This is a genomic window from Thalassolituus marinus (assembly GCF_020320395.1).
Taxonomy (GTDB): domain Bacteria; phylum Pseudomonadota; class Gammaproteobacteria; order Pseudomonadales; family Oceanobacteraceae; genus Venatoribacter; species Venatoribacter marinus.
In genome coordinates this window covers 1-20,560 of the sequence record NZ_JAEDAH010000058.1, presented here as the reverse complement: position 1 = coordinate 20,560, position 20,560 = coordinate 1, and the positions used below count along the sequence as shown (strand labels likewise).

The window sequence follows — 20,560 nt, the reverse complement described above, 5'->3', positions numbered from 1 at the left end:
GTACTAAAAAGCAGCTTAGAGGAAGCCATTCCTTCGCATTCTGGAGCGCCGAAATGAATGATGATTTTTCCGGTCCGCCGGGCAAGGATGCCCGGCGAGCGGACGGCGACAGGGATGTCGCATGGGCGCGTGGCTGAAAAATCGAGGGAGTGAGGGTAACGCTCCAGGAGCGAAAAGCTGGGGTCGGCCCTGCCGGCCAGGGGATAAGTTCCCCTGGTAGGCAGTAGGCATTGCAGATTTAAAAGTCGTTTATAGAAAACAGATATCTTTAAAACTGTGGGACAGCAGTGCTATACCCGGCAAGCACCCACAAAAAAGCCCCGATATTTCGGGGCTTTTCGTTACAGCAGTAATCAGGCTGTTGTAGTTTGCAGCAGGTGATTTTCGTATTGGGTACGTAAATCCACTTTCAGCAATTTACCAGTGGCTGTGTGTGGCAGTGACTCGACAAACACCACGGCATCCGGCAGCCACCATTTGGCGACTTTATTTTCGAGATAGTCGATAACGTCCTGCTCGCTGACATTGCTGCCTTCCTTGCGGATAGCCAGCAGCAGCGGACGCTCGGCCCATTTCTCGTGGCGTGCGGCAATGACGCAGCATTCCACCAGTTCAGGGTGACCGACGGCGGCGTTTTCCAGATCGATGGAGCTGATCCATTCACCACCGGATTTAATCACGTCTTTCGAGCGGTCTACGATGTTGAGGTAGTTATTCTGGTCGATGGTGGCGACATCACCGGTATCGAACCAGCCGTTTTCAAAGGCTTTTTTATCTTCGTTTTTGTAGTAGCCGCTGACAATCCACGGGCCACGTACCAACAGGCGACCACGGGCGACGCCATCGCGTGCCTGTTCGTTTCCTTCGTCATCGACGATTTTCATTTCTACGCCGTATACCGGGCGGCCTTGCTTGGCTTGCAGCAGGTAGCGGTCTTCCAGCGATAGCGCTTCCATGTGTTTGCTGTGGGAGTTTACCGTGCCGATCGGGCTCATCTCAGTCATGCCCCAGGCATGAATCACGAAAGCATCGTGTTTTTCCTGGAAGTCGCGGATCATCGACATCGGCGCAGCGGAGCCACCAATGACAACGTTATCCACCGACTCCAGTTTCTTACCGATGCTGTCCATGTGGTTAAGCAGCATCAGCCATACGGTCGGTACGCCCAGCAGCAGGTCTGGCTGTTCAGCTTCGATCAGTTCCCACAGCGATGCCCCGTCCATACCGGGACCCGGGAACACCTGTTTAGCGCCGGTGATAGCAGCAGAATACGGTGTGCCCCAGGCATTAACGTGGAACATAGGTACAACCGGCAGGAAGCAGGAGGTAGACGCCAGCCCCAGTGCTTCTTCACCAATGGAGGCCATGGCGTGCAGCACGGTCGAGCGGTGGTTGTAGAGCACGCCTTTCGGGTTCCCGGTGGTGCCGGAGGTGTAACACATACTGGCCGCAGCGCGTTCGTCGAATTCAGGCCATTCAAATTCATCAGACTCAGCCGCCAGCAGGGTTTCGTAGCAGTGAACGTTTGGCAGGCTGGTTTTTGGCATTTTGTCGGCGTCGCACATCACGACAAAACCTTCGACGTGCTGAATTTTATCTTTAATGGCTTCGAGCAGCGGCACGAACGTTAAATCCACAAAAATCCAGCGGTCTTCAGCGTGATTAACAATATATTCCAGCTGTTCGGCGAACAGACGCGGGTTAATGGTATGCAATACCGCACCGTAGCCGGACACACCAAAATATAATTCGTAGTGGCGGTAACCGTTCCATGCCAGGGTGGCGATGCGGTCGCCTTGTTCAATACCCCAGCGACGCAGCAGGTTGGCGATGCGTCGTGCGCGGCCAGCGGCTTCTTTCATGGTGTATCGGTGGATATCGCCTTCACAGCGACGGCTGACAATTTCCGCGCATGGGTGGGTGACTTCGGCGTGTTCAAGTAAACCGGAAATCAGTAATGGACGGTCCATCATCTGACCGAACAGCGGTTGGCCTGCCATGGGTAGCTCCTGATATTTGTTCTTATTCGTGCCACCCACGTTAAATAGTGTTGAGAATTATCTCAAGGGTTCGCACCCGCCTGAAACGTTACAAATTGTCAGCAGAATATTGGTAAAACAAATGTTCATCTTTCTTTGGTCCGGTAATACGCCATTGCAGCGTAAAACCTTTGCTGTTTTCGACCAGCTCTCCGGAATATAAGTCATTAATACACAGGTGATCCTGTGCACTTTGCCACTGATTTTCGTCTGCCGGTAACAGCTCAAACAAAAACACCGGCTCCCCGCGGCGACCATGAGACAAACGAATACCTGAGGTGGTTTTCTGCCAGATGTAACGATTCTGCATATCAACGGTCATGCCGCCGTGCAAACTGAACTGGCCCTGTTCGACAAAGTGCAGTTCATCAGCGCTGATGCGTTCGCAGGTTACCCGCCCCCGACCTTCGCCCTGCCATCCCGAGCGCGAATCCGGACCGGGGCGTGAGGTGTATGAAAATGCGTCAATGGTGTGCAGCAATGCCCACAGGCGCTGGATTCGCTGTTCGCTTTGCTGCATGCTGCCGCCTGCTTCTGTTGCCATAAAGATTCCGGGTTATGCCAATTCTCTGGGCCATCACACTACTGTGGGCATTTTCTTTCAGCCTGATCGGCGTTTATCTGGCCGGCCAGGTGGATAGCTATTTTGCCGTATTAACGCGCGTTGTGCTCGCGTCTCTGCTGTTTGTGCCACTGATTATCCGTAATCCCATTGCCCCGGCTCTGGCGCTGCGATTAATGGCCATTGGTGCCATTCAGCTCGGCCTGATGTACCTGTTTTATTATCAGTCGTTCCTGCTGCTCAGCGTGCCTGAGGTACTGATCTTCACCATTTTCACGCCGGTGTATGTGACTCTGATGTACGACCTGCTCAGCGGTCGTTTTCATGCCGGTTATCTGGCCAGTGCTGCGCTGGCCATCGTTGGTGCAGCGGTGATGCGCTATAACAACCTCAGCCAGGATTTCTGGCTCGGCTTTTTTGTCGTGCAGGGTGCCAACCTGTGTTTCGCTGGCGGGCAGGTTCTGTATAAGCGTCTGCTGGAAACCTGGCCGTCTTCTAAGCCGATTGTGCAGCATCAGGTGTTTGGCTGGTTCTACCTCGGTGCGCTGTTACTGGTGCTGCCTGCCTGGCTGTTGCTGGGTGGCGATAAATATCCGTCCACTGCCCTGCACTGGGGCGTATTGCTGTGGCTTGGTCTGGTGGCATCCGGGCTGGGTTACTTCTTCTGGAATCTGGGGGCTACCCGGGTCAGCAGCGGTCAGCTGGCCATTATGAACAACGCCCTGATTCCTGCCGGCCTGCTGGTGAACCTGCTCATCTGGAACCGCGATACCGACCTGCTGCGCCTGACCAGCGGCGCCCTGATTATGTTGGCAGCACTGTGGCTGGCAACGCATCTGCGCAGAGAAAGCAAACGCTGATTTCAGCCTTCAGATCAATACCTGACCAGTTGATCCGGTATACACTACCCATTCTTGCTGCCTGGGGGTGTCATGCGTCGAACTCTGTCTTTACTACTGTTACTGATCAGTGCCAGCGGCCTGACTCAGGAGCTGACCGCAGGCTCGGTTGAGTGGGAACCGTTTCAGCGCCACGATGGCCAGCAAGTCGGTGGCATTGTGCCGGATATGCTGAGCGCCATCAGCGCGCAAACGGGCATCCGTATCAACTATATACCCGAACCGATGAAACGCATGCTGGTCGACTTCCGCAGTGGCAAGGTACAACTTGATCCTATGAGTAACCCGACGTGGCGCTTTGAAGATGCAGACCTGTCGGTGTTCAGCGACCCTTACCTGAGCATTCGCGACGTGGTGCTGATGATGAAAAAAGACGCCATCACGGCCACCTCTGTACGCGATTTTTTTGGCCGCTCAATTGGTTGCGAACTGGGCTTTGCCTACGCCGATGGTTTTGATGAAGCCTTCCGCGCCGGTGAAATCCAGCGTCAGGACGTCGCGTCCGGCGCCCGAGCTAATCTGATGCGCCTGACCGCCGGGCGGGTAGATGCCATTATTGTTAACGAACTGGTTGCCGATTACTGGATTACCGAGATGGGAATGCGCCGTCAGGACTTTGCCATTGCCTTCGCCTTTTCCGGCTACAGCGACCTGCAATTGCGCCTGCATAAAAGCCAGGCTGAGATGTTACCCGCCATTAATGAAGCCATTGCCGAACTGCAGGCCGATGGCACCATTAACGACATTATTAAGCGTTATATTTACTGATTGCCGCGCTTATTCTTCATCGCCGATAAACAGTATTTCACTTAGTGCTTTGACATAAGCTTCCGGTGGCTGGGCGCCGGAAAGCAGGTATTTCTGATCGAGAATAATGGCTGGTACAGAACGAATGCCCGATTCCTGCCACTGCTGTTCCTTGTTGCGCACCTCTGCGGCGTAGCGCTGATCAGCCAGCACCGCATGCGCCTGGTGTGCATCCAGCCCCACGTCACGGGCAATATCCACCAGAACATCATGACGGCTTACATCCAGACCATCGCGGAAATAGGCGTTGAACAGTGCCATTTTCAGCGCCGTCTGCAGACCGCTGTTACCGGCCCAATGCAGTAGCTGGTGTGCACTGAAAGTATTCACAATGCGTTGCTCGTCGGTGAAGTTAAAAGTCACGCCAAGCTGCTCGCCCATACTGGTAATACGTTCACGCACGGCTTTGCTTTCTTCGGCGCTGCTGCCGTATTTCTGCTGCAGGTGCTCGCGCAGATTCTGCCCTTCGCCGGGCATATCCGGATTCAGTTCAAACGGCTGCCAGTGAATATCAGCTTCCACCTGGCCGGCCATGGCCTGCAGCGCACGACTGAGGCTGGCATAACCAATGGCACACCACGGACACATAACGTCCGAGACAATATCAATGCGCACAGATACCGGCATCACCTTTCCCCATTAACAAAAAAGGGCACCAGTATGGTGCCCACAGGGATGGAATGCCAGTGCTGCTCAGACCGGCTGGCCCCCATCTTTACGCAACTGTGTTTGCCATTTTTCGATCAGATCACGGTTGTCGTGATCCCATGGGTGGAAGCCTTCTTTAAAGTAATCACGGTATGGCTGACGGATACCGGTAATCAGACCTTTGGCTCCGTACATAAACTCACGGAAGCCTTTGAAATCAGACCAGCGCGGCATACGGCGCGACCACCACAGCAACGCCACCATGTACAGGCTGATACGAATACTGAACATCCAGATCAGCACGCGCAGTACTTTGCGCAGATATTTCTGGTCACCTTCAGTTTGCATATACACGTCAAAGGCTACGGCTTTGTGTTCAATTTCTTCCACCGCATGCCAGTACAACAAGTCGCGTACAGACTCTTCCATCGGCTCCAGAATTTCCGGATTTTTTAACACGAATTCCGCCATGATGGCCGTCATGTGTTCCATGCCTACGGTCATTGCCAGACGCAGTTTTGGCGTAGCAAAACGACGTGAGGTTAAGCGTTTAATGTCTTTTTCCAGATGTTTTTCCAGACGTACCGCATCAATACCCAGCTCCTTCAGCACTTCGTTTGCTTTTTTATGCTGATGGCTGTGATGACCTTCCTGACCGATAAATCCACGAATCTGTTCTTTCAGCAGCGGGTCGGTAATCTGGTCACGGTAATTACGTACCGATGCAATAAATTCGGCTTCGCCCGGTGGAAAAGTCGCTGACAGCGCACCAAAGAAAACCGTCAGCAGGGAATTTCCGGCAAATACAAACGGGCTTTTAATGCTGCGGAAAGGAAAGTCCATTTTGCGCGGTTTAATATCAACGTCGGCAGGTGTGTGAGACACTGAGGACGGACTGGTTGCCTGAGCTGTCATACGGGCTCCTCCTGTTCTTTGTGGGCCAGTTGTTGTCCACTATGGCAAAGCATTGAAATGCCAACAGGTGGATAAACGCCAATCTGGCATTTTGGCCCCTAAATTGGCAGGATTACCCCGCCAACAAGGCCCGATCTGACAACTTGCGGAGCAATTCTCTTCTATGACCACCATCTGGGTTGATGCCGACGCCACACCGAAAGCCGTGCGCGAAGTTATCTGCAAAGCCGCCATTCGTACGCAAACCGAAACCCTGTTTGTCGCCAATCATCAGGTGCCGGTTACGCCCTCACCTTTTATTCGCAACCTGCAGGTGGAAAGCGGTTTTGACGTGGCCGATGATCTGATCGCCCAGCGCTGTCAGCCCGGTGATCTGGTGATTACTCAGGATATTCCGCTGGCAGCGGAAGCCATTGAGAAAGGCGCCGATGTGGTGAACAACCGCGGCGAACCCTACAGTGTGCAGACCATTCGCCAGAAACTGCAGATGCGCGACTTTATGGAAACCATGCGTTCCAGCGGTATTCAGAGCGGCGGCCCGGCAGCCTTTTCTGAACGCGACAAAGCACAGTTTGCCAACGCCCTGGATCGCTGGTTGGCAAAGAAACGCTGAGCCGCTTCTGCGCCCTGCTTCACAGACATAAACACAGCATAAAATTCGTCTTCTCTCTGCGCCCGCCTTTCAGTAGCATGCAGTAATTGATGCCTGCAACGACGCACGGAAACGGAGGTTCTATGCATATTGTTGTGTATGGCGCAGGGGCCGTCGGTTGTTTTCTCGGCGGAAGCCTGCATGCTGAAGGCCATCTGGTCACTCTGATTGGCCGTGCTCAGACCAAAGATGCGATCAACGCGCAACAGGGGCTGCGCCTGTCAGACTATATTGGCCGTGATCTGTTAATTCCGCATATCCGTTTTGAAACCAGTGAGGCTGTACTGGCGGAAGCGGATGTGGTGATCATTGCCGTTAAGTGTCTGGCGATGGAGCAGGTCAGCGAGCGTCTGCTGCATTTCTGCCGCCCCGGCACCCGCGTTATCTGCCTGCAGAATGGCATCGGCAGTAATCATTTTCTTACCCGCCAGCAACACGACCTGATTGTACTTAATCTGATTGTCAGCTTTACCGTCACGCAATATGGCCACGCCCATGTGCATCGCAGCAGCTCCGGCGCTCTGCATCTGGAAACTCCGCAGCACTTAGCCACCATTGCCGAATCATTAAGTGAGCAGCAACTGGATATTCGTATTGAAGACAATATCGAAAGTGTGCGCTGGGCACGGCTGCAGCTGAGTCTGAACAACGCAATTAACGCCCTGTCGGGCCTGCCGCTGCGCGATCAGTTACAACAACGCGACTACCGGCGAATACTGGCCAGCGCTATGCAGGAACTGCTGCATGTCAGTGATGCCCAGGCGATTCGTCTGGCGCAGATAACACCCATACCAGCACGCTGGATACCGCCCTTTCTGAAGCAGCCTGACTGGCTGTTCCGCCACAGTGCGAACTGGTTAGTCGAGGTCGATCCCATTGCCAGCTCTGCCATGCAGGCCGATCTGAATCGCGGCAAAATGACAGAAGTGCTGTATCTCAACGGGGCTGTGGTTGAAGCAGGGGAAAAACTGGGAATAGCAACGCCGGTTAACCGTGCACTGTGCCGGCTGGTCGGCGAAGCTGAAGCCGGGCTGCGTAAGCCCGGCTTAAGTGCAGAACAGATACTGGACGAGATAGCCTAGGGCCTGTTAACACTAAGTCAATCCGGCCTGCTGAGAGCCAGTTTTTCTCAGAACAAGGAGAGAGGATTGATATTAACGGGTTAAATGAATGACGAACGACGAAGCTAATGGGGAAAACAGGCCTCAGCCCGAAGGGTTATGGCTAAAAATCCCCCATTCTGCGTTGCTGTTCGTTCGCTTAATACATTAGGCCACACTCTCAGCGCCTTGCCTGAAAAATTTTTAGCCGATAACAGGCCTGTTTAATTAGTGTTAACAGGCCCTAGGCCGCTCACGTCATTAAACAGGCCTTAGGATACTGCGTCTTCGACAGTCTCTTTGCCTGCCTTAACCTTGCCTGCGGGTTTGCTGGCGCTTTCACCGACACCTGTCGTTTTGTCTGTCGCACTGTTTTTTTCTGCCTCGATGGCAGGTTGCGGTAATACCCAGTCAAAATGTGGCGCATGAATTTTGCGCGTGCGTGAACGGAACTCAATAGTGGACGATGGCCAGATGGTGAAGTTGGTACCATCAGCTTGCTGATACCAACTCTGACAACCCGAGGTCCACACGGTGTTTTTCATACGTCCCTGAATTTCAGCGTTGAGCTTGTTCTGTTCTTCGATTTTTACATCAAAGTATTTAGCACCCCGTTTTTTCATTTCCTGCATACAGCTGATGATCAGGTTCACCTGAGATTCGATCATATAAATAATTGAGTTATGCCCCAGCGCGGTATTCGGACCCACTAGCTGGAACATATTGGGGAAGCCCGAAATCATGGTGCCATAGAAACCCTGAGCACCATTTTTCCAGTCCTGCATGATCTGATGACCCGGCAGGCCATCGAGGGTGAAATCTTTCATATAGCCGCGCGGATCAACAATAAAGCCGGTGCCCAGAATAATGGTGTCGCACGGACGCTCAACGCCGTGACGGTCAACGATACTGTTGGCACGGATTTCCTGAATACCGTTGGTAATCAGATCGACGTTATCGCGATTAAACGCCGGGTAATATTTATTGGAAATCAGAATGCGCTTACAGCCAATGGTGTAGTCCGGCGTCAGTTTCTTACGCATTTCCGGATCTTTTACCTGCATACGAATCGACAGTTTAGCCAGCCCCTGCAGTGCTTTCGCCAGACGCGGATGAAAGATTGGCCAGACACGCATTTCGTTAGTGGCGTACAGACGGGCACGGTGCAGTTTGCGCATCGAAGGAAAAGTGCGGAACAGCCACTTGCTGAATTCACCGTAGCGGCGTTCATCGCGCGGAATAACCCAGGCGGCGGTACGCTGATAGACATCCAGCTGGCTCACATCCGGCGCAATTTCCGGAACGTACTGGATGGCACTGCCACCGGTGCCGATGGAGGCAACCCGCTTTCCTTTCAGATCGTAGTTGTGATCCCACTGCGCCGAGTGCATCACTTTCCCTTCAAACGTATCCAGCCCCGGAATGTCAGTCGAACCTTTGGCCTGTCGAGTTATGGCGCGTTTGCCATGATGCTGATGAGCTGCAGCTCAGTGTATGAAGCTATGACTCTGGGTATCCGCTACCAGCAGCTGGGTTATCTGTTCAGTGAGCTGAAACTGACGCTGCACAGCGACACTGCCGAACTGCGCCTGATTCCCTACCATCTGCCCCAGGCGCTGCATCGTTTTGTAATGGACCGCGATATTGCCGGCACCTATCACTTTCTTAATACCATGCAGACCATGCTGGGCCAGCAGATGCGGCCGCTGCGTATTCATATGCCTTACCCGGAGCCACCAGCCGCACAGGCGCAGGCCTATCGTGATGCGTTTGGCTGTGAGGTGATTTTTGCCGCACAGGAAGCCAGCTTTGTATTGCCGCTGGCGGTGCTGCGTATTCCTTTTCCGGCGGGCAACAGCACCGCTCTGGCGCTCTACCAGCAGCAGTGTGATGAACAACTGACGCAGCGCCGCCAGCAAGACAACGGCTCGTTGGGTGACAAGGTGCAACGGTATCTGGCGATGTTCAGCCAGCAGTATCCGGGAGTGGCCGAAAGCGCAGCTATTTTTGGCCTCAGTGAACGCCAGTTGCGCCGCAAACTGAAAGAGGAAGGCAGCGGCTTTCAGGCCATTCTCGATCATGTACGCTCACAACGGGCCTGTGCACTGCTGCATCGCAGTGACACCAGTATTGAACAGATTGCTGTGCAGTTGGGTTATTCAGAAGCGGCGGCGTTTATTCACGCCTTCCGCAAATGGCATGGCTGTACACCGGCGGCTTACCGCCGTGAACAGCGTCAGTCGGAGTCGTCGGGCCAGTCCTGATCGTCGGCCATCCAGTCGTCATCGCTGTCTTCGCCGGCAAAGTCCTGTTCGTCCATGTCGCCGCTGTCGGGCGCACCACCGAATAAATCGTGGAAGGCATCTTTCTCTTCGCCGGTGACCGCCGTGTCGGCGGTGTGCAGCTGTGAATAACAGACGCGATTACGTCCGCCGCGTTTGGCTTCGTAAAGGTATTCATCGGCACAGGCGATCAGACCGCTGGCATCAAACAGGCTTTCGGCACTGTGAAACGCCAGACCGATACTGGTGGTCAGACGAATTACATCGCCATTCACCATGACCGGAGTATCTTCGATATTCTGGCGAATACGCTCCGCCACCTGCACGCCCAGGCGACGCTCTGTGGATGGCAGAATCACCACGAACTCTTCACCGCCGTAGCGGCACTGGATATCCAGTTTGCGGGTACAGTCGCGGATGATGCGCGCGGTTTGTTTCAGCACCTCGTTACCGGCTTCGTGGCCCCAGGTGTCGTTCACCTGCTTGAAGTGATCGAGGTCGATCATCATCAAAGCTGTGGCAACCTGGGTTCTCTCGGTGCGCTCCAGTTCCTGATCGAGGGCTGCACGAAAATAGCGGACGTTGTACAGCCCTGTCAGCGGATCGGTAACCACTTGATCACGCAGCGACATAACTTCGTCGATGACCGCGCACACAGGTTCGCCAACCGGGCATTCAGGACGGTTGCTGGCGGATAGCTTGCGCATACGGGATGCCGTATCCAGGGCGATAGGAGTGCTGTTTTCAGACATACGAATTTAGTCTAGCTCAGGAATAACACCCTGCACCCCGTAACAATGGATTTATCACTTTGTCTGCTGCGCTCAGAAATCATCCGGGCTGCGCAGTTCAGCGCCCAGTTCATCCACATTTGGTTCGGCCAGCGTAGCGGTGGATAAGCCGTCGATTCTGGCCTGTGCGGTTGGTAAGCGCACACTGAACCGTACACCTCGAATATCCTGCGGCTCGAATACCAGGCGCTCCTGTTTGCGCCCCTGCAGGCGGATAATCCAGCGCGGATGCTCGGCCTGGGCATCATCCACCAGCACGCGGGTGTCTTTGTCGGCACTGTAACGGCGCAGCTGATCGTCAGAGCGGGTACTCACTTCCAGCGACACCAGCGGCGCACTAAGCAGCAGCTCGCTCTGCCTCTGCAGCTCGCCATCATCAGCGGGCTGAATCAGTGGCAGGCCATCGACGATGACCACGTTCACACTCAGCGTCTGGACTTCGCCTGTACTCAGTTCCATACGCAGCTGGTACTGCTCACTCTGGTTGTGGATATTGTCGAAGCCAATATCGCCATCAAAACCCTGCACAATCTGATGGACAAAATACAGTCCGAGTCCTTTGCCATGATGCTCGCGCACACGGCGGGTGGAAAAACCCAGCTGAAAAATCTGGTCTCTGGCGTCGTCAGCAATGTGTGGCCCACGGTTGTATACCGTCAGACACAGGTTCTGCTGCGCTTCCCACAGACGCACGGCAACACCCGGATACGGCAGCTTGCCGGGTTTGCGTGCGGCAAAGTACTGGGCATTACGTAACAGGTTTTCCAGCAGCAGCACCAGATGATTACTGTTGCCCAGCAATGGGCCGCAAGGTTGTGCATCGAGACGGAAAACCCCATCACGGTCGAACATCAGTAAGGCATCGCGCGTGGCGTCGGAACTGAGCAAGCTCTGGGAAATATCATGACCAGCGCCGTCACACAGACTCATCCCCAGGTGATGGGTCAGGGTTTCCGTCAGGGCGTCACGGGCGCTGAAGGTAGGTGCCACCGGCATACTGTTGAGATCAGCCCCCTGCAACTCGGCTTCGAACAGCAGTTCTTCGCTCTGACTGATGCGGTTGCCGATATGCAGCGCCAGATTATCGGTGGTGGATAAATCCAGCAGGTCCCACAGATACCGCATGGCGGCTAACGCTTCATGGTACAGCGTTGCCTGACTGCCCTGCTCGTCCGGCAGGCTGTGGTCACGGGCGTAGTGTAATGCCGACTGCACTTTATCGAACGAGATCACGCCGTTGTGACGTACCTCGGAGGCAATGCTTCGGAAGTGCAGAAATTTTTCATCGTATTCGATGTATTCCAGCAGTTTGTCGCTGATGAATAACTTAAGCTTTTCGGTGTGGCTGGCTGATGTCTGCGCCCGTTGCTGCAGTTGGTTACGGCTTTGCCACAGGCGATTCATGCTGGTGCGGACCTTTTTCTGCTCGCGATAAAAACGGCGCACATCGAACCAGCAGACCACCAGCACCAGCAGCGCGGCGATCGCAAAATTCTGCAGCGAGAATATGCCTTCCGGCAGTTTTAATACGCGCTGCAATTCTGGTAATTGCCACAGCAGAGTATAAAAAATCAGCAGCTTAACCAGCAGCAACGAGCGCCACGGGTAGCGTATTTTAAACTGGAATTTTTCGCTGATCAGATCGTCGCTCATGGTTTAGTCCTTGCTCCCGATTCCTTTGGGCTGCTTTCCGGCAGCAGGCGCCTTCCAGCAATAGGCGCCTTCATCACCAAAGGTCGCTACCCCTTCGCCGGCGCGACAGATATTCATAAATGCTTCTTCATCACCGTGAGCCTGAGCCAGCGATTTGCGAATGGTTTTAATATGCTGACGATAATTGGCGTAGGAGAATTTTTCCGGATCGGCTTCCAGCCAGTCGGCCATCTGCAGCGTAGTGACCGGGCGTGGTGACACCTCGACCAGATGACGCAGTATTTTCCGTGGTGTCGGTGCCAGCGGCCGTGCAGCATTAGCCGGATTCATCAGCCGCTGCCCACGCCAGGTCACCTCCCAGCTGACCAGATCAATACTCAGATCGCCACTGTCCAGCTGGCTTTTTTTACTACCCTCATCACTCAGCGCATGGCGCAGCAAGGCACGCATACGCCACAACAATACACCTTCGATATTGCGCTGATTCTTGGCGATAAAATCCTGGGTTACGCCTTCTTCAAAGGCCTTCTGTTCGATGCCGGTCCCAGAGTGCTCGGACAGAAATACCACGGGCAGGGCCGGCCATTTTTTCAGCAAGGCTTTCGATACGCTGTAACCACCATCGTCATTGCCGTTCAGACTGGCATCAAGAATAGCGATGTGCGGTGCATCCTGGTCATCGGTCTGAGCAATACGGGCCAGCGCCGGTTCGCTGAAGCGAAACACTTCCAGACGATTGTGTTCAGCAGGCGCCAGCTCGCCATCGGCGCCGGGGGCAAAATTGCTGCGCTCGAACAATGGCCGGAATTTATCGATCCAGTGAGTCTGATCTTCGACCCAGAATATCTTGATCATGCCCTGATCCTTACTGGTGGCCTGAACCATTAGTTATACCAGCCATTGAGCATATCACCGCTATTCACTTGTGCACGCCACCAGCCGCCAGTGACGCGACAGATATCACATTCTTCCGGGCGATTCCGCCAGCGGCGGGCCGGGCTCTTTTTCAAAAGATCGTTCTTCTGACTGGGGTTAGCCATCGGCGAGCCGGGTTCTTTTTTAAATTATTGTTCTTCTCACCGATTTTTCACCGGCGTCCGCCAATCTGTGTTCATCGGCCCTGACGGCCACCCGAACAACCTGAAGAGGACTTCACCATGAACACATTACTGACACTCTGGTCTGACAATACCGCCCTGTCAGCGGCTGTGTGGCTGCTGCTGGGCATGACCCTGCTGTACGCCGGTCGCCAGCCCGCCCATCGGATTCTGCTGTCTGTGGGCCACGGCCTGCGTCATACCCTGCGCATGGCCAGCCGCGCCCTGAGCCAACTGGAACACCAGCTTACAGCGCGTAACCGTGAAGTGCTGCTGGCCGCAGCCCGTAACGACGCCGAACGCCGCATCGAGCGCGAATTCACCCGCATACAGGCACTGGTTGCCCGCGATCTCTCTGGCTACCCGGCGCTGCACCGCCAGATTGGTGAGAGCATTGAACGCATTGAAACCAGCTACCGCGATTCCAGCGAGAGCGCGCCGCTGCCGCCAGCCTGGGGCGACGTGGTGAACACCATTGCCGCACTGCCAAGTCACGGTGACCCTGCGGTAGCACGCATCCTCAGCAATATTCAGGACGCGGTGCAGGACACTCACAAAGAAACCCTGAAAGCCTGGCAAAGCAGCGCAGACAAACGCCACAAGCTGCTGGCGCAGATGCAGCCGGAATGGCGCACGCTGAACAGCAAAGCCGATGACGTTGGCCGTACGCTGGAAGCACTGGATGCCCGCACCCACCAGCTGGATAAACAGATGCAGCATTACGAGGATATTCGCCGTGGTGAAGATGCCGCTGTGCGCAGCCTGACCTCCAGCTCACTGACACAGTTTTTTATCGCCGGTTTAGTGCTGACCATTGCTCTGCTCGGTGGTCTGATTAACTTCCAGCTGATTGCTATGCCGATGTCAGAAATGGTGGGCGGAACCAGTTATATCGGTGCGGTAAAAACCTCCGATATCGCCGCCATGGTGATTATTCTGATTGAGATTGCCATGGGCCTGTTCCTGCTGGAATCGCTGCGCATCACCCGCCTGTTTCCGATTATCAGCAGCATGGACGACAAGATGCGTCGCCGCATGATGATTATCAGCCTGACCATTCTCTGCATCCTGGCCGGCATTGAAGCATCACTGGCTTATATGCGTGACCTGCTGGCGCTGGATAAAGAAGCACTGCAACAGTCGCTGATGATGAGTACGGGTGCAGGCGTTGCTGCCAGCCATGCCGAGTTCCGCTGGATTCCGTCGCTGGGGCAGATGATCATGGGCTTTATCCTGCCTTTCGCACTGGCCTTTATCGCCATCCCGCTGGAATCCTTTATTCACTCACTGCGTACCGTGCTGGGCCTGCTGCTGGTCGCTGTGCTGCGCACGCTGGCCATCGTCAGCCGCCTGAGTGGCAACCTGCTGGCGCAGACCAGCGTGATGCTCACCCATGCCTACGACCTGCTGATCATGCTGCCACTGAGCATTGAGCGCCTGCTGCGCCGCAAGGCCGTGGCGCAGCAACAGACCACCGACGAAATCGCTGCACTGATTCCGGATGTAGAAGCTGAGCCAGCACTGGAAGCACCACGTAAAAGCCGCCGCAGCAAACGCAGCGCAACGGACAACAGTAACGACACCAGCACAACTGACGACAGCAGTGCGCTGGCTGTGTAAACGGAGGACAGCATCATGAAACCATTAGCCAAACTGATCGCCACTGCCGCCCTGCCCCTGAGCCTGTTGCTCAGCGGCTGCAGCGAGCCAGCACCGAAAAACAAAGCGGTTTATCTGCTGATTGATACGTCAGGTACCTATACCCAGGAGCTGAACAAAGCGCAGGCCATTCTGAATTACCTGCTGGCCAACCTCGACAGCGGTGACTCGATAGCCGTCGCCCGTATCGACAGCGGCAGCTTCAGCGAAAAAGACATCATCGCCAAGACCACCTTTGATGTGCGCCCGAGCACCGCTAACGACCAGAAACGCCAGTTCAAACTGGCGATGGATACCTTCGCCGACAACCTCAAACACGGCAGCGCCAACACCGACATCACCGGCGGTGTGTTGCAGGCCACGCAATACCTGAACGAAACCGGCGCCGGTGAAAAATACGTGCTGATTTTTTCTGACTTAGAAGAGGACCTGCCTGATGATCACGTACGCGACTTTCCAATTAGCCTGGATAACATTCACGTCGTTGCTCTCAATGTCACTAAGCTACGCAGTGATAACATCGACCCGCGCGACTACCTCAACCGACTCGACAACTGGCAACACAGAGTTGTAGAAGGTGGCGGCGACTGGCGGGTAATAAACGACCTGGAACGCATGGAGCGATTGATAGCGGTGAATTGAAGGGTAAGTCGGACGCCAGAAGTCGGACGCCGGACGCTAATAGCCCGGCGCCTGACCTCTGACCTCTGACCTCTGACCTCTGACCTCTGACCTCTGACCTCTGACCTCTGACCTCTGACCTCTGACCTCTGACCTCTGACATCCGACATCCGACATCCGACATCCGACATCCGACATCCGACGTCCGACGTCCGACTTTCAGCTTCCTCCCCCCAGCGCTATCATGCCGGCAGTTAACGGCAGAACTATAATGACTAAGACCCCAGCACAGCCCCCAGCTTCCGACAGCACTCGCCCGGACCGTAATTTTGACGATCTGGCTAAGCGTTTCGCCCGCACCATCTACGCCACTCCACGGGGCGAGCTACGCCTTATGGCGCTGCGTCAGGATTTTGCCGATATGGGTATTACTGGCGCTGGTTTACAGCTACTGGATATCGGTGGTGGTCAGGGCCAGTTCAGTCTGGAACTGGCACGTCAGGGCGCGCAGATCAGTCTGTGTGATATTTCCGAAGAGATGCTGCGTCTGGCGGCCGATCAGTTTGCTGCCGAGCAGCTGCCGCTGACAGTACAGCAATGCAGCCTGCAGGACTGTGCGCAATACTTTCCACAGCAATACGATGTGGTAATGAATCACGCCGTGCTGGAATGGCTGGAAGACCCGTTTGCCGCCCTGCCGCTGCTGGCGGAAAGGGTGAAAAGCGGAGGCTGGTTATCGCTGATGTTCTACAACCTGCACGGCCACCAGTGGCGGCAGATTATGAATGGCCGTACTCATGCACCGGCATCCGCTAACCCGCGTCTGCGTGACGAAGGCAATGCACCGCAACACCCGCTTGATCCGGATAAAATCGAAAGCGCACTGCAAGCTCTGGGGTTCAGCGTGCAACGCTGGCGTGGTGTGCGCTGCGTGCACGACCACATGCATCAGAAAATCCGTGATCGCATTGGTCAGGAAAAAGTGAATCTGGCCGATCTGGAATTTGGCTTGCAGGAACCGTATCGCCGCATGGGGCGATACGTGCATTTTCTTGCGCAGAAAAACGCCTGAATTACTGCAGAATTTTTGCGGCTTCCTGCGCCTGTGGATGACGTGTATTCAGGTACACGATGATCGGGAAATGCTCGATGATAGTATCGGCAAACTGCAGCCGCTTATGGTCTATGGCATTCATGTCGGCGTAGTAAAAACCGGTATCTTCCGCTGTCAGTAAATAATCCGTCCGGCCTGCCACCAGCATCATCAGCCCCTGACCAATATCATTGACCGGTATAAAGGTCATACCAGCCTCGGTAAACATTTTTTTCAGCGGACTGTCGGACAGAGTACGAGTAGAAGCCACGGTTGAACCTGCCAGTTCCGACAACGACGCCCAGCGGAAGTCTCCTGGTTCGCGCCGACGAAACAGACTGTAGCGAATATCATCTCCCTGAACGATGAGTTTGCGGATATGAGTATCGCCTTCACGTGGTGGGAAGAAACTGGACAGCCAGTCATCGGAGTTGCGCAATATGGTGGAAGCGCGGGCTGAAGGAAGCATTCTCATTCTTATCTGCCAGTTTTCGGGCAAGCGATGCCGCAGCGCTCTGACCGCCTTACCATAACCCGGTACTTTCATTGACACGAAAGGCGGGTATTCTAAGCCGATCACCAGCGCCTCAAAGGGCTCTGCAGCGTATCCCTTGTTGGCCGTCAGGCCGAACAGCAACAAAACCGAGACTGCAGCCAGAATCCGGCTAACAGATAACATAATGTACTCTCCATCTGCACAGGCAACTGCATGACATTTCAGCGACCTGACTACACGGAAGTGGACCACGAAAAACCGGTTGTTAAAATACTTATTAGCGCATGTCTGCTTGGACAGCCAGTACGTTATGACGGAAAAGCTAACGATGTTAAGGTAAGTCATGTTTCAACGCTGCTGCAGCAATGGCTCGACGCTGGCTGGGTGGTTCCTGTATGCCCGGAAGGCCTTGGCGGATTGCCAACGCCACGACCAGCAGCTGAAATCCAGCAGGGGGACGGTGCCGCCGTTCTGCAACATCAGGCTGAAGTGATTACCCGCAGTGGCGAAGATGTCAGCGCGGCTTTTATCGCCGGAGCACAACGCACTCTGGCCATCGCACGCCAGCACAACGCCTGCGCAGCACTTCTGGCTGCACGTTCGCCATCGTGCGGCAGTGATGGCATTTACGACGGACAATTTGCCGGACGGTTACGGAATGGAATGGGGGTTACCGCTGCTCTGCTGGAGCAACACGGAATTCGCTGCTTCACGCCCGACAAGACTGATAAACTTCAGCAATATCTGAAATCCGTCATCACCCAGATAAACGCTGACAGTTAACATAAAAATCAAAGCCTCCTGCGGAAGAAGTTACTCTGTATGACATTGGATGTGCGTACCCTTGCGCTGATGCTGGCGTTAATGAGCCTTGCCGGCGCCTGTGTTCTGTTTTTCTTTTATCGGCTGTTACCGCGTGAGCAAGGTCTTAAAAATGCCTGGATTGGTTCAGCCTGTCAGGCACTGGCCTCGATTCTTCTGGTTGGACGGAATCTGATTCCTGACTGGCTTTCCATTGCCGGCAATAATATTTTCTATTTTCTTGCCTATGCCTTTCTCTATCAGACCACTCGCGAATTCGTGAATAAGCCAACCGACTGGCGCAGGCCAGGGATTATTATAGTATTGCTCATGATCCCTATCCTGTTGCTGAGTGGCGGCGAGAATATCGGCTCGCGCATCATACTGAATGCAGTAGGTATCGGCGCGCTGACACTGATGGCCAGCTGGACTCTGTTAAAACAGGGCGCGCTGTGGCTTCCCGGACAAAAAACCGTAGCCTTTGCGTTACTCAGCATCAGCGCTCTTTGTCTGTTCCGCATCATTAAAATACTTCTGTATCCACCTGGGTCAGTTTCATTCTTTCAGGTTGGTGATGAACAAATTGTTTTTCTGTGGAGTACGATCGCCGTCTTTATTTACGTTGTCGCGGTCGTTGTACTTACGTCAGAGCGCCTTCGTTTCGAGATGACCAAGCAGCTGGCCTGGGTCGCTCAGAGCAGGGAAGTGGCAGATAACGCGCTCAGAGAACAGAAGAATTTCGTTACTATGCTGTCGCACGAATTCAGAACGCCGCTGGGCATTATTAAAGCCAATACTGATGCCATCAGGGCATTGGACGCTATACCGAATAAGGCGACAGAAAAGGGAATAGAGCGTATCGAAAAAGCTAACCTGCGCCTTACATCACTGGTGAATGGCTGCCTGAATGAAGAGTGGCTCAGCAGCAGCCTGAGTCGCGGCAACGTACATCATGAAGTCGTCGACATTTCTGAGCTGCTGGTAAATTTATGCAGTGAATATGACGCTCGTTTCGATAATATCAGCAGCACTGACCGGCCTGTTAAAATCGCTACCGACCGGTATCTGATCACTATTCTCTTTTCCAGTCTGCTGGACAACGCAGTCAAGTACACGACGACACCTCAGGGGGTCTCTGTCGTTCTTCGTGCCGATACAGATTCCATCACTGTTGACGTTACAGATGATGGCGCTGGTATCCCCGAATCAGAACAGGAAAAAATCTTTGAGAAATTTTACCGTATCCGCAATGGCAATCAGCGCCCTGGCAGCGGACTCGGTCTGTATTTTGTAAAAGTCATCACCGCCCGGCACAAGGGTACGATATCGGTCGCATGCACAAACGGAACCCGCATAACGATTACCCTGCCACGCCTGAGAGAGATTTGAATGGACGCCTTAAAATTACTGTTTGTCGACGATGAAGAAGATTTCCGTGCGCCGATCAGTGACATCCTGCGCAGCCAGGAAATAAACGTTAGTGAAGTCGGCAGCGGCAAGGAGATGGACGCCTGGCTGGCCGGTAACACCCCTGACTTAATACTGCTGGATGTGAACCTGCCCGGCGAAAGTGGTTTCGATATTGCTCAGCGACTGAAGCAGAACAGCAACGTCAGCATTATTATGCTGACTGCCTATGGCAGCGTTGAAAATCGCATTGAAGGCCTGACCCGCGGTGCCGATTACTATCTGCCTAAACCCGTCGATATACGTGAGCTACTGGCCGTTATTAATAATCTGACTGCCCGCTCAGCAGCAGAGCCGACAGCGTGGACGTTAAATACCACTGCCTGGTCTCTGACAACCCCTGACGGTGTGCGTCATGACCTGAATAAGTCGGAATTACTGATTCTCTCCGAACTGGCCAGAACCCCCGGTGAGCCTGTGTCCAAATCCGATCTGTACACCGCCATTGGCATGCCGGATTACAGTCCCGATAGCCGCACACTGGAGGTGCAGATTTCGCGACTGCGTAAACGCTTCACCACCGAAGACTACAGCATTCCACTGAAAACCCTGCACAGCATTGGTTATCTGTTTAATGATGATGTTCAGATTGTGGATTAATCATTATCCGGCTGGCTGAGAAGTTCTGACTGGCAATTCAGCTGTGGATAAAGAAGAAGAAAATGAGTGGCGCAGGAGGATGTGCTAACGGTCGCAAGCGACCTGGCCTTCGGCCTACGCGCTCTTCGTTCGCAGGCTCACTACGATTGTCTCTCGGGCGTCCTGCCCTCGCCCCTACGGGCGCCTCCGGCGGACCAAATAGCTCCGGGCAATTTGTAGAAGCTAAAGAGGTTGCTCGTATCGTCCTGATACTCACCCTGCGGGCTACGCGTTAATTCGTTCCTGACGAATTAATCTCATCCGACCAAGCGCGAATGAACTCGAAAACGTATCAGATAAATCGGGAGTTTTTAGCTTCGGATAAAGCAGAAGAAAATG

Annotated in this window: 21 protein-coding genes; 11 read left to right on the top strand and 10 right to left on the bottom strand. The window is 54.2% G+C overall.

The genetic code is table 11. The features are described 5' to 3' along the window. Positions 1-353: 353 nt before the first annotated feature. Together I9W95_RS11310 and I9W95_RS11305 are read right to left on the bottom strand one after the other, a co-directional pair. Positions 354-2,000 (bottom strand): long-chain-fatty-acid--CoA ligase, encoded by a 1,647-nt coding sequence (locus I9W95_RS11310; RefSeq protein WP_318653610.1) that lies wholly within the window; start codon positions 1,998-2,000, stop codon positions 354-356. Between the two features lie 88 nt (positions 2,001-2,088). Continuing rightward, the gene (locus I9W95_RS11305; protein ID WP_225674915.1) at positions 2,089-2,583 is read right to left on the bottom strand and encodes a DUF6314 family protein; all 495 of its coding nucleotides are present in this window, start codon (positions 2,581-2,583) and stop codon (positions 2,089-2,091) included. Positions 2,584-2,597: 14 nt separating this feature from the next. Here I9W95_RS11305 and I9W95_RS11300 point away from each other — a divergent pair, with 14 nt between their 5' ends. Beyond that, positions 2,598-3,461, top strand: coding sequence for an EamA family transporter (locus I9W95_RS11300; RefSeq protein ID WP_225674913.1), 864 nt, complete (start codon positions 2,598-2,600; stop codon positions 3,459-3,461). Between the two features lie 72 nt (positions 3,462-3,533). Further along, positions 3,534-4,268, top strand: a complete 735-nt coding sequence (locus I9W95_RS11295; protein ID WP_225674912.1) for a substrate-binding periplasmic protein — start codon at positions 3,534-3,536, stop codon at positions 4,266-4,268. A 9-nt stretch (positions 4,269-4,277) separates the two neighbouring features. Here the strand turns inward: I9W95_RS11295 and I9W95_RS11290 are convergent, their stop codons facing one another. Next, complete coding sequence (locus I9W95_RS11290; protein WP_225674910.1) at positions 4,278-4,934, bottom strand: DsbA family oxidoreductase; 657 nt, start codon at positions 4,932-4,934, stop codon at positions 4,278-4,280. A 66-nt stretch (positions 4,935-5,000) separates the two neighbouring features. Further along, positions 5,001-5,870 carry a metal-dependent hydrolase gene (locus I9W95_RS11285; protein WP_225674908.1) on the bottom strand — a complete coding sequence of 290 codons (870 nt, stop codon included), beginning with the start codon at positions 5,868-5,870 and terminating at the stop codon, positions 5,001-5,003. A 163-nt stretch (positions 5,871-6,033) separates the two neighbouring features. Here I9W95_RS11285 and I9W95_RS11280 point away from each other — a divergent pair, with 163 nt between their 5' ends. After that, entirely contained in the window at positions 6,034-6,483 is a 450-nt protein-coding gene (locus tag I9W95_RS11280) for a YaiI/YqxD family protein (protein WP_225674906.1), read from the top strand. Positions 6,484-6,605: 122 nt separating this feature from the next. Beyond that, entirely contained in the window at positions 6,606-7,604 is a 999-nt protein-coding gene (locus tag I9W95_RS11275; RefSeq protein WP_225674904.1) for a 2-dehydropantoate 2-reductase, read from the top strand. A 290-nt stretch (positions 7,605-7,894) separates the two neighbouring features. Here the strand turns inward: I9W95_RS11275 and I9W95_RS11270 are convergent, their stop codons facing one another. Then, on the bottom strand, positions 7,895-9,013 hold the full coding sequence (locus I9W95_RS11270) for a flavin-containing monooxygenase (protein WP_263866184.1): 1,119 nt from the start codon (positions 9,011-9,013) through the stop codon (positions 7,895-7,897). Here I9W95_RS11270 and I9W95_RS11265 point away from each other — a divergent pair. Next, complete coding sequence (locus I9W95_RS11265; protein ID WP_225674903.1) at positions 8,990-9,886, top strand: helix-turn-helix domain-containing protein; 897 nt, start codon at positions 8,990-8,992, stop codon at positions 9,884-9,886. The two genes, I9W95_RS11270 and I9W95_RS11265, sit on opposite strands and share 24 nt — an antisense overlap. Here I9W95_RS11265 and I9W95_RS11260 read toward each other — a convergent pair. From I9W95_RS11260 to I9W95_RS11245, 4 genes are all read right to left on the bottom strand, one after another. Further along, positions 9,859-10,656 (bottom strand): GGDEF domain-containing protein, encoded by a 798-nt coding sequence (locus I9W95_RS11260; protein ID WP_225674900.1) that lies wholly within the window; start codon positions 10,654-10,656, stop codon positions 9,859-9,861. The two genes, I9W95_RS11265 and I9W95_RS11260, sit on opposite strands and share 28 nt — an antisense overlap. A gap of 72 nt (positions 10,657-10,728) precedes the next feature. Continuing rightward, a complete protein-coding gene (locus I9W95_RS11255; protein ID WP_225674898.1) occupies positions 10,729-12,348 on the bottom strand; it encodes an ATP-binding protein in 1,620 nt (539 codons plus the stop codon). A gap of 3 nt (positions 12,349-12,351) precedes the next feature. Then, entirely contained in the window at positions 12,352-13,203 is an 852-nt protein-coding gene (locus I9W95_RS11250) for a response regulator transcription factor (protein ID WP_225674896.1), read from the bottom strand. Positions 13,204-13,232: 29 nt separating this feature from the next. Continuing rightward, positions 13,233-13,388 (bottom strand): hypothetical protein, encoded by a 156-nt coding sequence (locus I9W95_RS11245; protein WP_225674894.1) that lies wholly within the window; start codon positions 13,386-13,388, stop codon positions 13,233-13,235. Between the two features lie 117 nt (positions 13,389-13,505). On the opposite strand from I9W95_RS11245, the gene I9W95_RS11240 reads away from it, so the two are divergent. The 3 genes from I9W95_RS11240 (at position 13,506) to I9W95_RS11230 (ending at position 16,797) form a co-directional block, all read left to right on the top strand. After that, positions 13,506-15,065: a G protein-coupled receptor family protein gene (locus I9W95_RS11240; protein WP_225674892.1), complete on the top strand. Its 1,560-nt coding sequence runs from the start codon at positions 13,506-13,508 to the stop codon at positions 15,063-15,065. 15 nt (positions 15,066-15,080) lie between these two features. After that, positions 15,081-15,746, top strand: coding sequence for a vWA domain-containing protein (locus tag I9W95_RS11235; RefSeq protein WP_225674890.1), 666 nt, complete (start codon positions 15,081-15,083; stop codon positions 15,744-15,746). Positions 15,747-15,996: 250 nt separating this feature from the next. Continuing rightward, positions 15,997-16,797: a methyltransferase domain-containing protein gene (locus I9W95_RS11230; RefSeq protein ID WP_225674888.1), complete on the top strand. Its 801-nt coding sequence runs from the start codon at positions 15,997-15,999 to the stop codon at positions 16,795-16,797. A gap of 1 nt (position 16,798) precedes the next feature. On the opposite strand, the gene I9W95_RS11225 is transcribed toward I9W95_RS11230, so the two are convergent. After that, a complete protein-coding gene (locus tag I9W95_RS11225; protein ID WP_225674886.1) occupies positions 16,799-17,497 on the bottom strand; it encodes a transporter substrate-binding domain-containing protein in 699 nt (232 codons plus the stop codon). A 30-nt stretch (positions 17,498-17,527) separates the two neighbouring features. Between I9W95_RS11225 and I9W95_RS11220 the strand changes: the two genes are divergently transcribed. From I9W95_RS11220 to I9W95_RS11210, 3 genes are read left to right on the top strand one after another with little or no spacing between them, the layout of a single operon-like run. Next, positions 17,528-18,097 carry a DUF523 domain-containing protein gene (locus tag I9W95_RS11220; protein WP_225674884.1) on the top strand — a complete coding sequence of 190 codons (570 nt, stop codon included), beginning with the start codon at positions 17,528-17,530 and terminating at the stop codon, positions 18,095-18,097. A gap of 39 nt (positions 18,098-18,136) precedes the next feature. Then, complete coding sequence (locus tag I9W95_RS11215) at positions 18,137-19,504, top strand: sensor histidine kinase (RefSeq protein ID WP_225674882.1); 1,368 nt, start codon at positions 18,137-18,139, stop codon at positions 19,502-19,504. After that, entirely contained in the window at positions 19,505-20,182 is a 678-nt protein-coding gene (locus I9W95_RS11210; protein ID WP_225674879.1) for a response regulator transcription factor, read from the top strand. The last annotated feature ends 378 nt before the right edge of the window (positions 20,183-20,560 follow it).

What these genes read in the sequence shown, in the direction of transcription:
- I9W95_RS11275 (WP_225674904.1), top strand. Translation starts at nt 6,606, where the DNA reads ATGCATATTGTTGTGTATGGCGCAGGGGCCGTCGGTTGTTTTCTCGGC.
- I9W95_RS11215 (WP_225674882.1), top strand. Translation starts at nt 18,137, where the DNA reads ATGACATTGGATGTGCGTACCCTTGCGCTGATGCTGGCGTTAATGAGC.
- I9W95_RS11285 (WP_225674908.1), bottom strand. Translation starts at nt 5,870, where the DNA reads ATGACAGCTCAGGCAACCAGTCCGTCCTCAGTGTCTCACACACCTGCC.
- I9W95_RS11260 (WP_225674900.1), bottom strand. Translation starts at nt 10,656, where the DNA reads ATGTCTGAAAACAGCACTCCTATCGCCCTGGATACGGCATCCCGTATG.
- I9W95_RS11220 (WP_225674884.1), top strand. Translation starts at nt 17,528, where the DNA reads ATGACATTTCAGCGACCTGACTACACGGAAGTGGACCACGAAAAACCG.
- I9W95_RS11280 (WP_225674906.1), top strand. Translation starts at nt 6,034, where the DNA reads ATGACCACCATCTGGGTTGATGCCGACGCCACACCGAAAGCCGTGCGC.
- I9W95_RS11290 (WP_225674910.1), bottom strand. Translation starts at nt 4,934, where the DNA reads ATGCCGGTATCTGTGCGCATTGATATTGTCTCGGACGTTATGTGTCCG.
- I9W95_RS11210 (WP_225674879.1), top strand. Translation starts at nt 19,505, where the DNA reads ATGGACGCCTTAAAATTACTGTTTGTCGACGATGAAGAAGATTTCCGT.
- I9W95_RS11245 (WP_225674894.1), bottom strand. Translation starts at nt 13,388, where the DNA reads ATGGCTAACCCCAGTCAGAAGAACGATCTTTTGAAAAAGAGCCCGGCC.
- I9W95_RS11230 (WP_225674888.1), top strand. Translation starts at nt 15,997, where the DNA reads ATGACTAAGACCCCAGCACAGCCCCCAGCTTCCGACAGCACTCGCCCG.
- I9W95_RS11240 (WP_225674892.1), top strand. Translation starts at nt 13,506, where the DNA reads ATGAACACATTACTGACACTCTGGTCTGACAATACCGCCCTGTCAGCG.
- I9W95_RS11295 (WP_225674912.1), top strand. Translation starts at nt 3,534, where the DNA reads ATGCGTCGAACTCTGTCTTTACTACTGTTACTGATCAGTGCCAGCGGC.
- I9W95_RS11310 (WP_318653610.1), bottom strand. Translation starts at nt 2,000, where the DNA reads ATGGCAGGCCAACCGCTGTTCGGTCAGATGATGGACCGTCCATTACTG.
- I9W95_RS11250 (WP_225674896.1), bottom strand. Translation starts at nt 13,203, where the DNA reads ATGATCAAGATATTCTGGGTCGAAGATCAGACTCACTGGATCGATAAA.
- I9W95_RS11255 (WP_225674898.1), bottom strand. Translation starts at nt 12,348, where the DNA reads ATGAGCGACGATCTGATCAGCGAAAAATTCCAGTTTAAAATACGCTAC.
- I9W95_RS11300 (WP_225674913.1), top strand. Translation starts at nt 2,598, where the DNA reads ATGCCAATTCTCTGGGCCATCACACTACTGTGGGCATTTTCTTTCAGC.
- I9W95_RS11235 (WP_225674890.1), top strand. Translation starts at nt 15,081, where the DNA reads ATGAAACCATTAGCCAAACTGATCGCCACTGCCGCCCTGCCCCTGAGC.
- I9W95_RS11305 (WP_225674915.1), bottom strand. Translation starts at nt 2,583, where the DNA reads ATGGCAACAGAAGCAGGCGGCAGCATGCAGCAAAGCGAACAGCGAATC.
- I9W95_RS11270 (WP_263866184.1), bottom strand. Translation starts at nt 9,013, where the DNA reads ATGCACTCGGCGCAGTGGGATCACAACTACGATCTGAAAGGAAAGCGG.
- I9W95_RS11225 (WP_225674886.1), bottom strand. Translation starts at nt 17,497, where the DNA reads ATGTTATCTGTTAGCCGGATTCTGGCTGCAGTCTCGGTTTTGTTGCTG.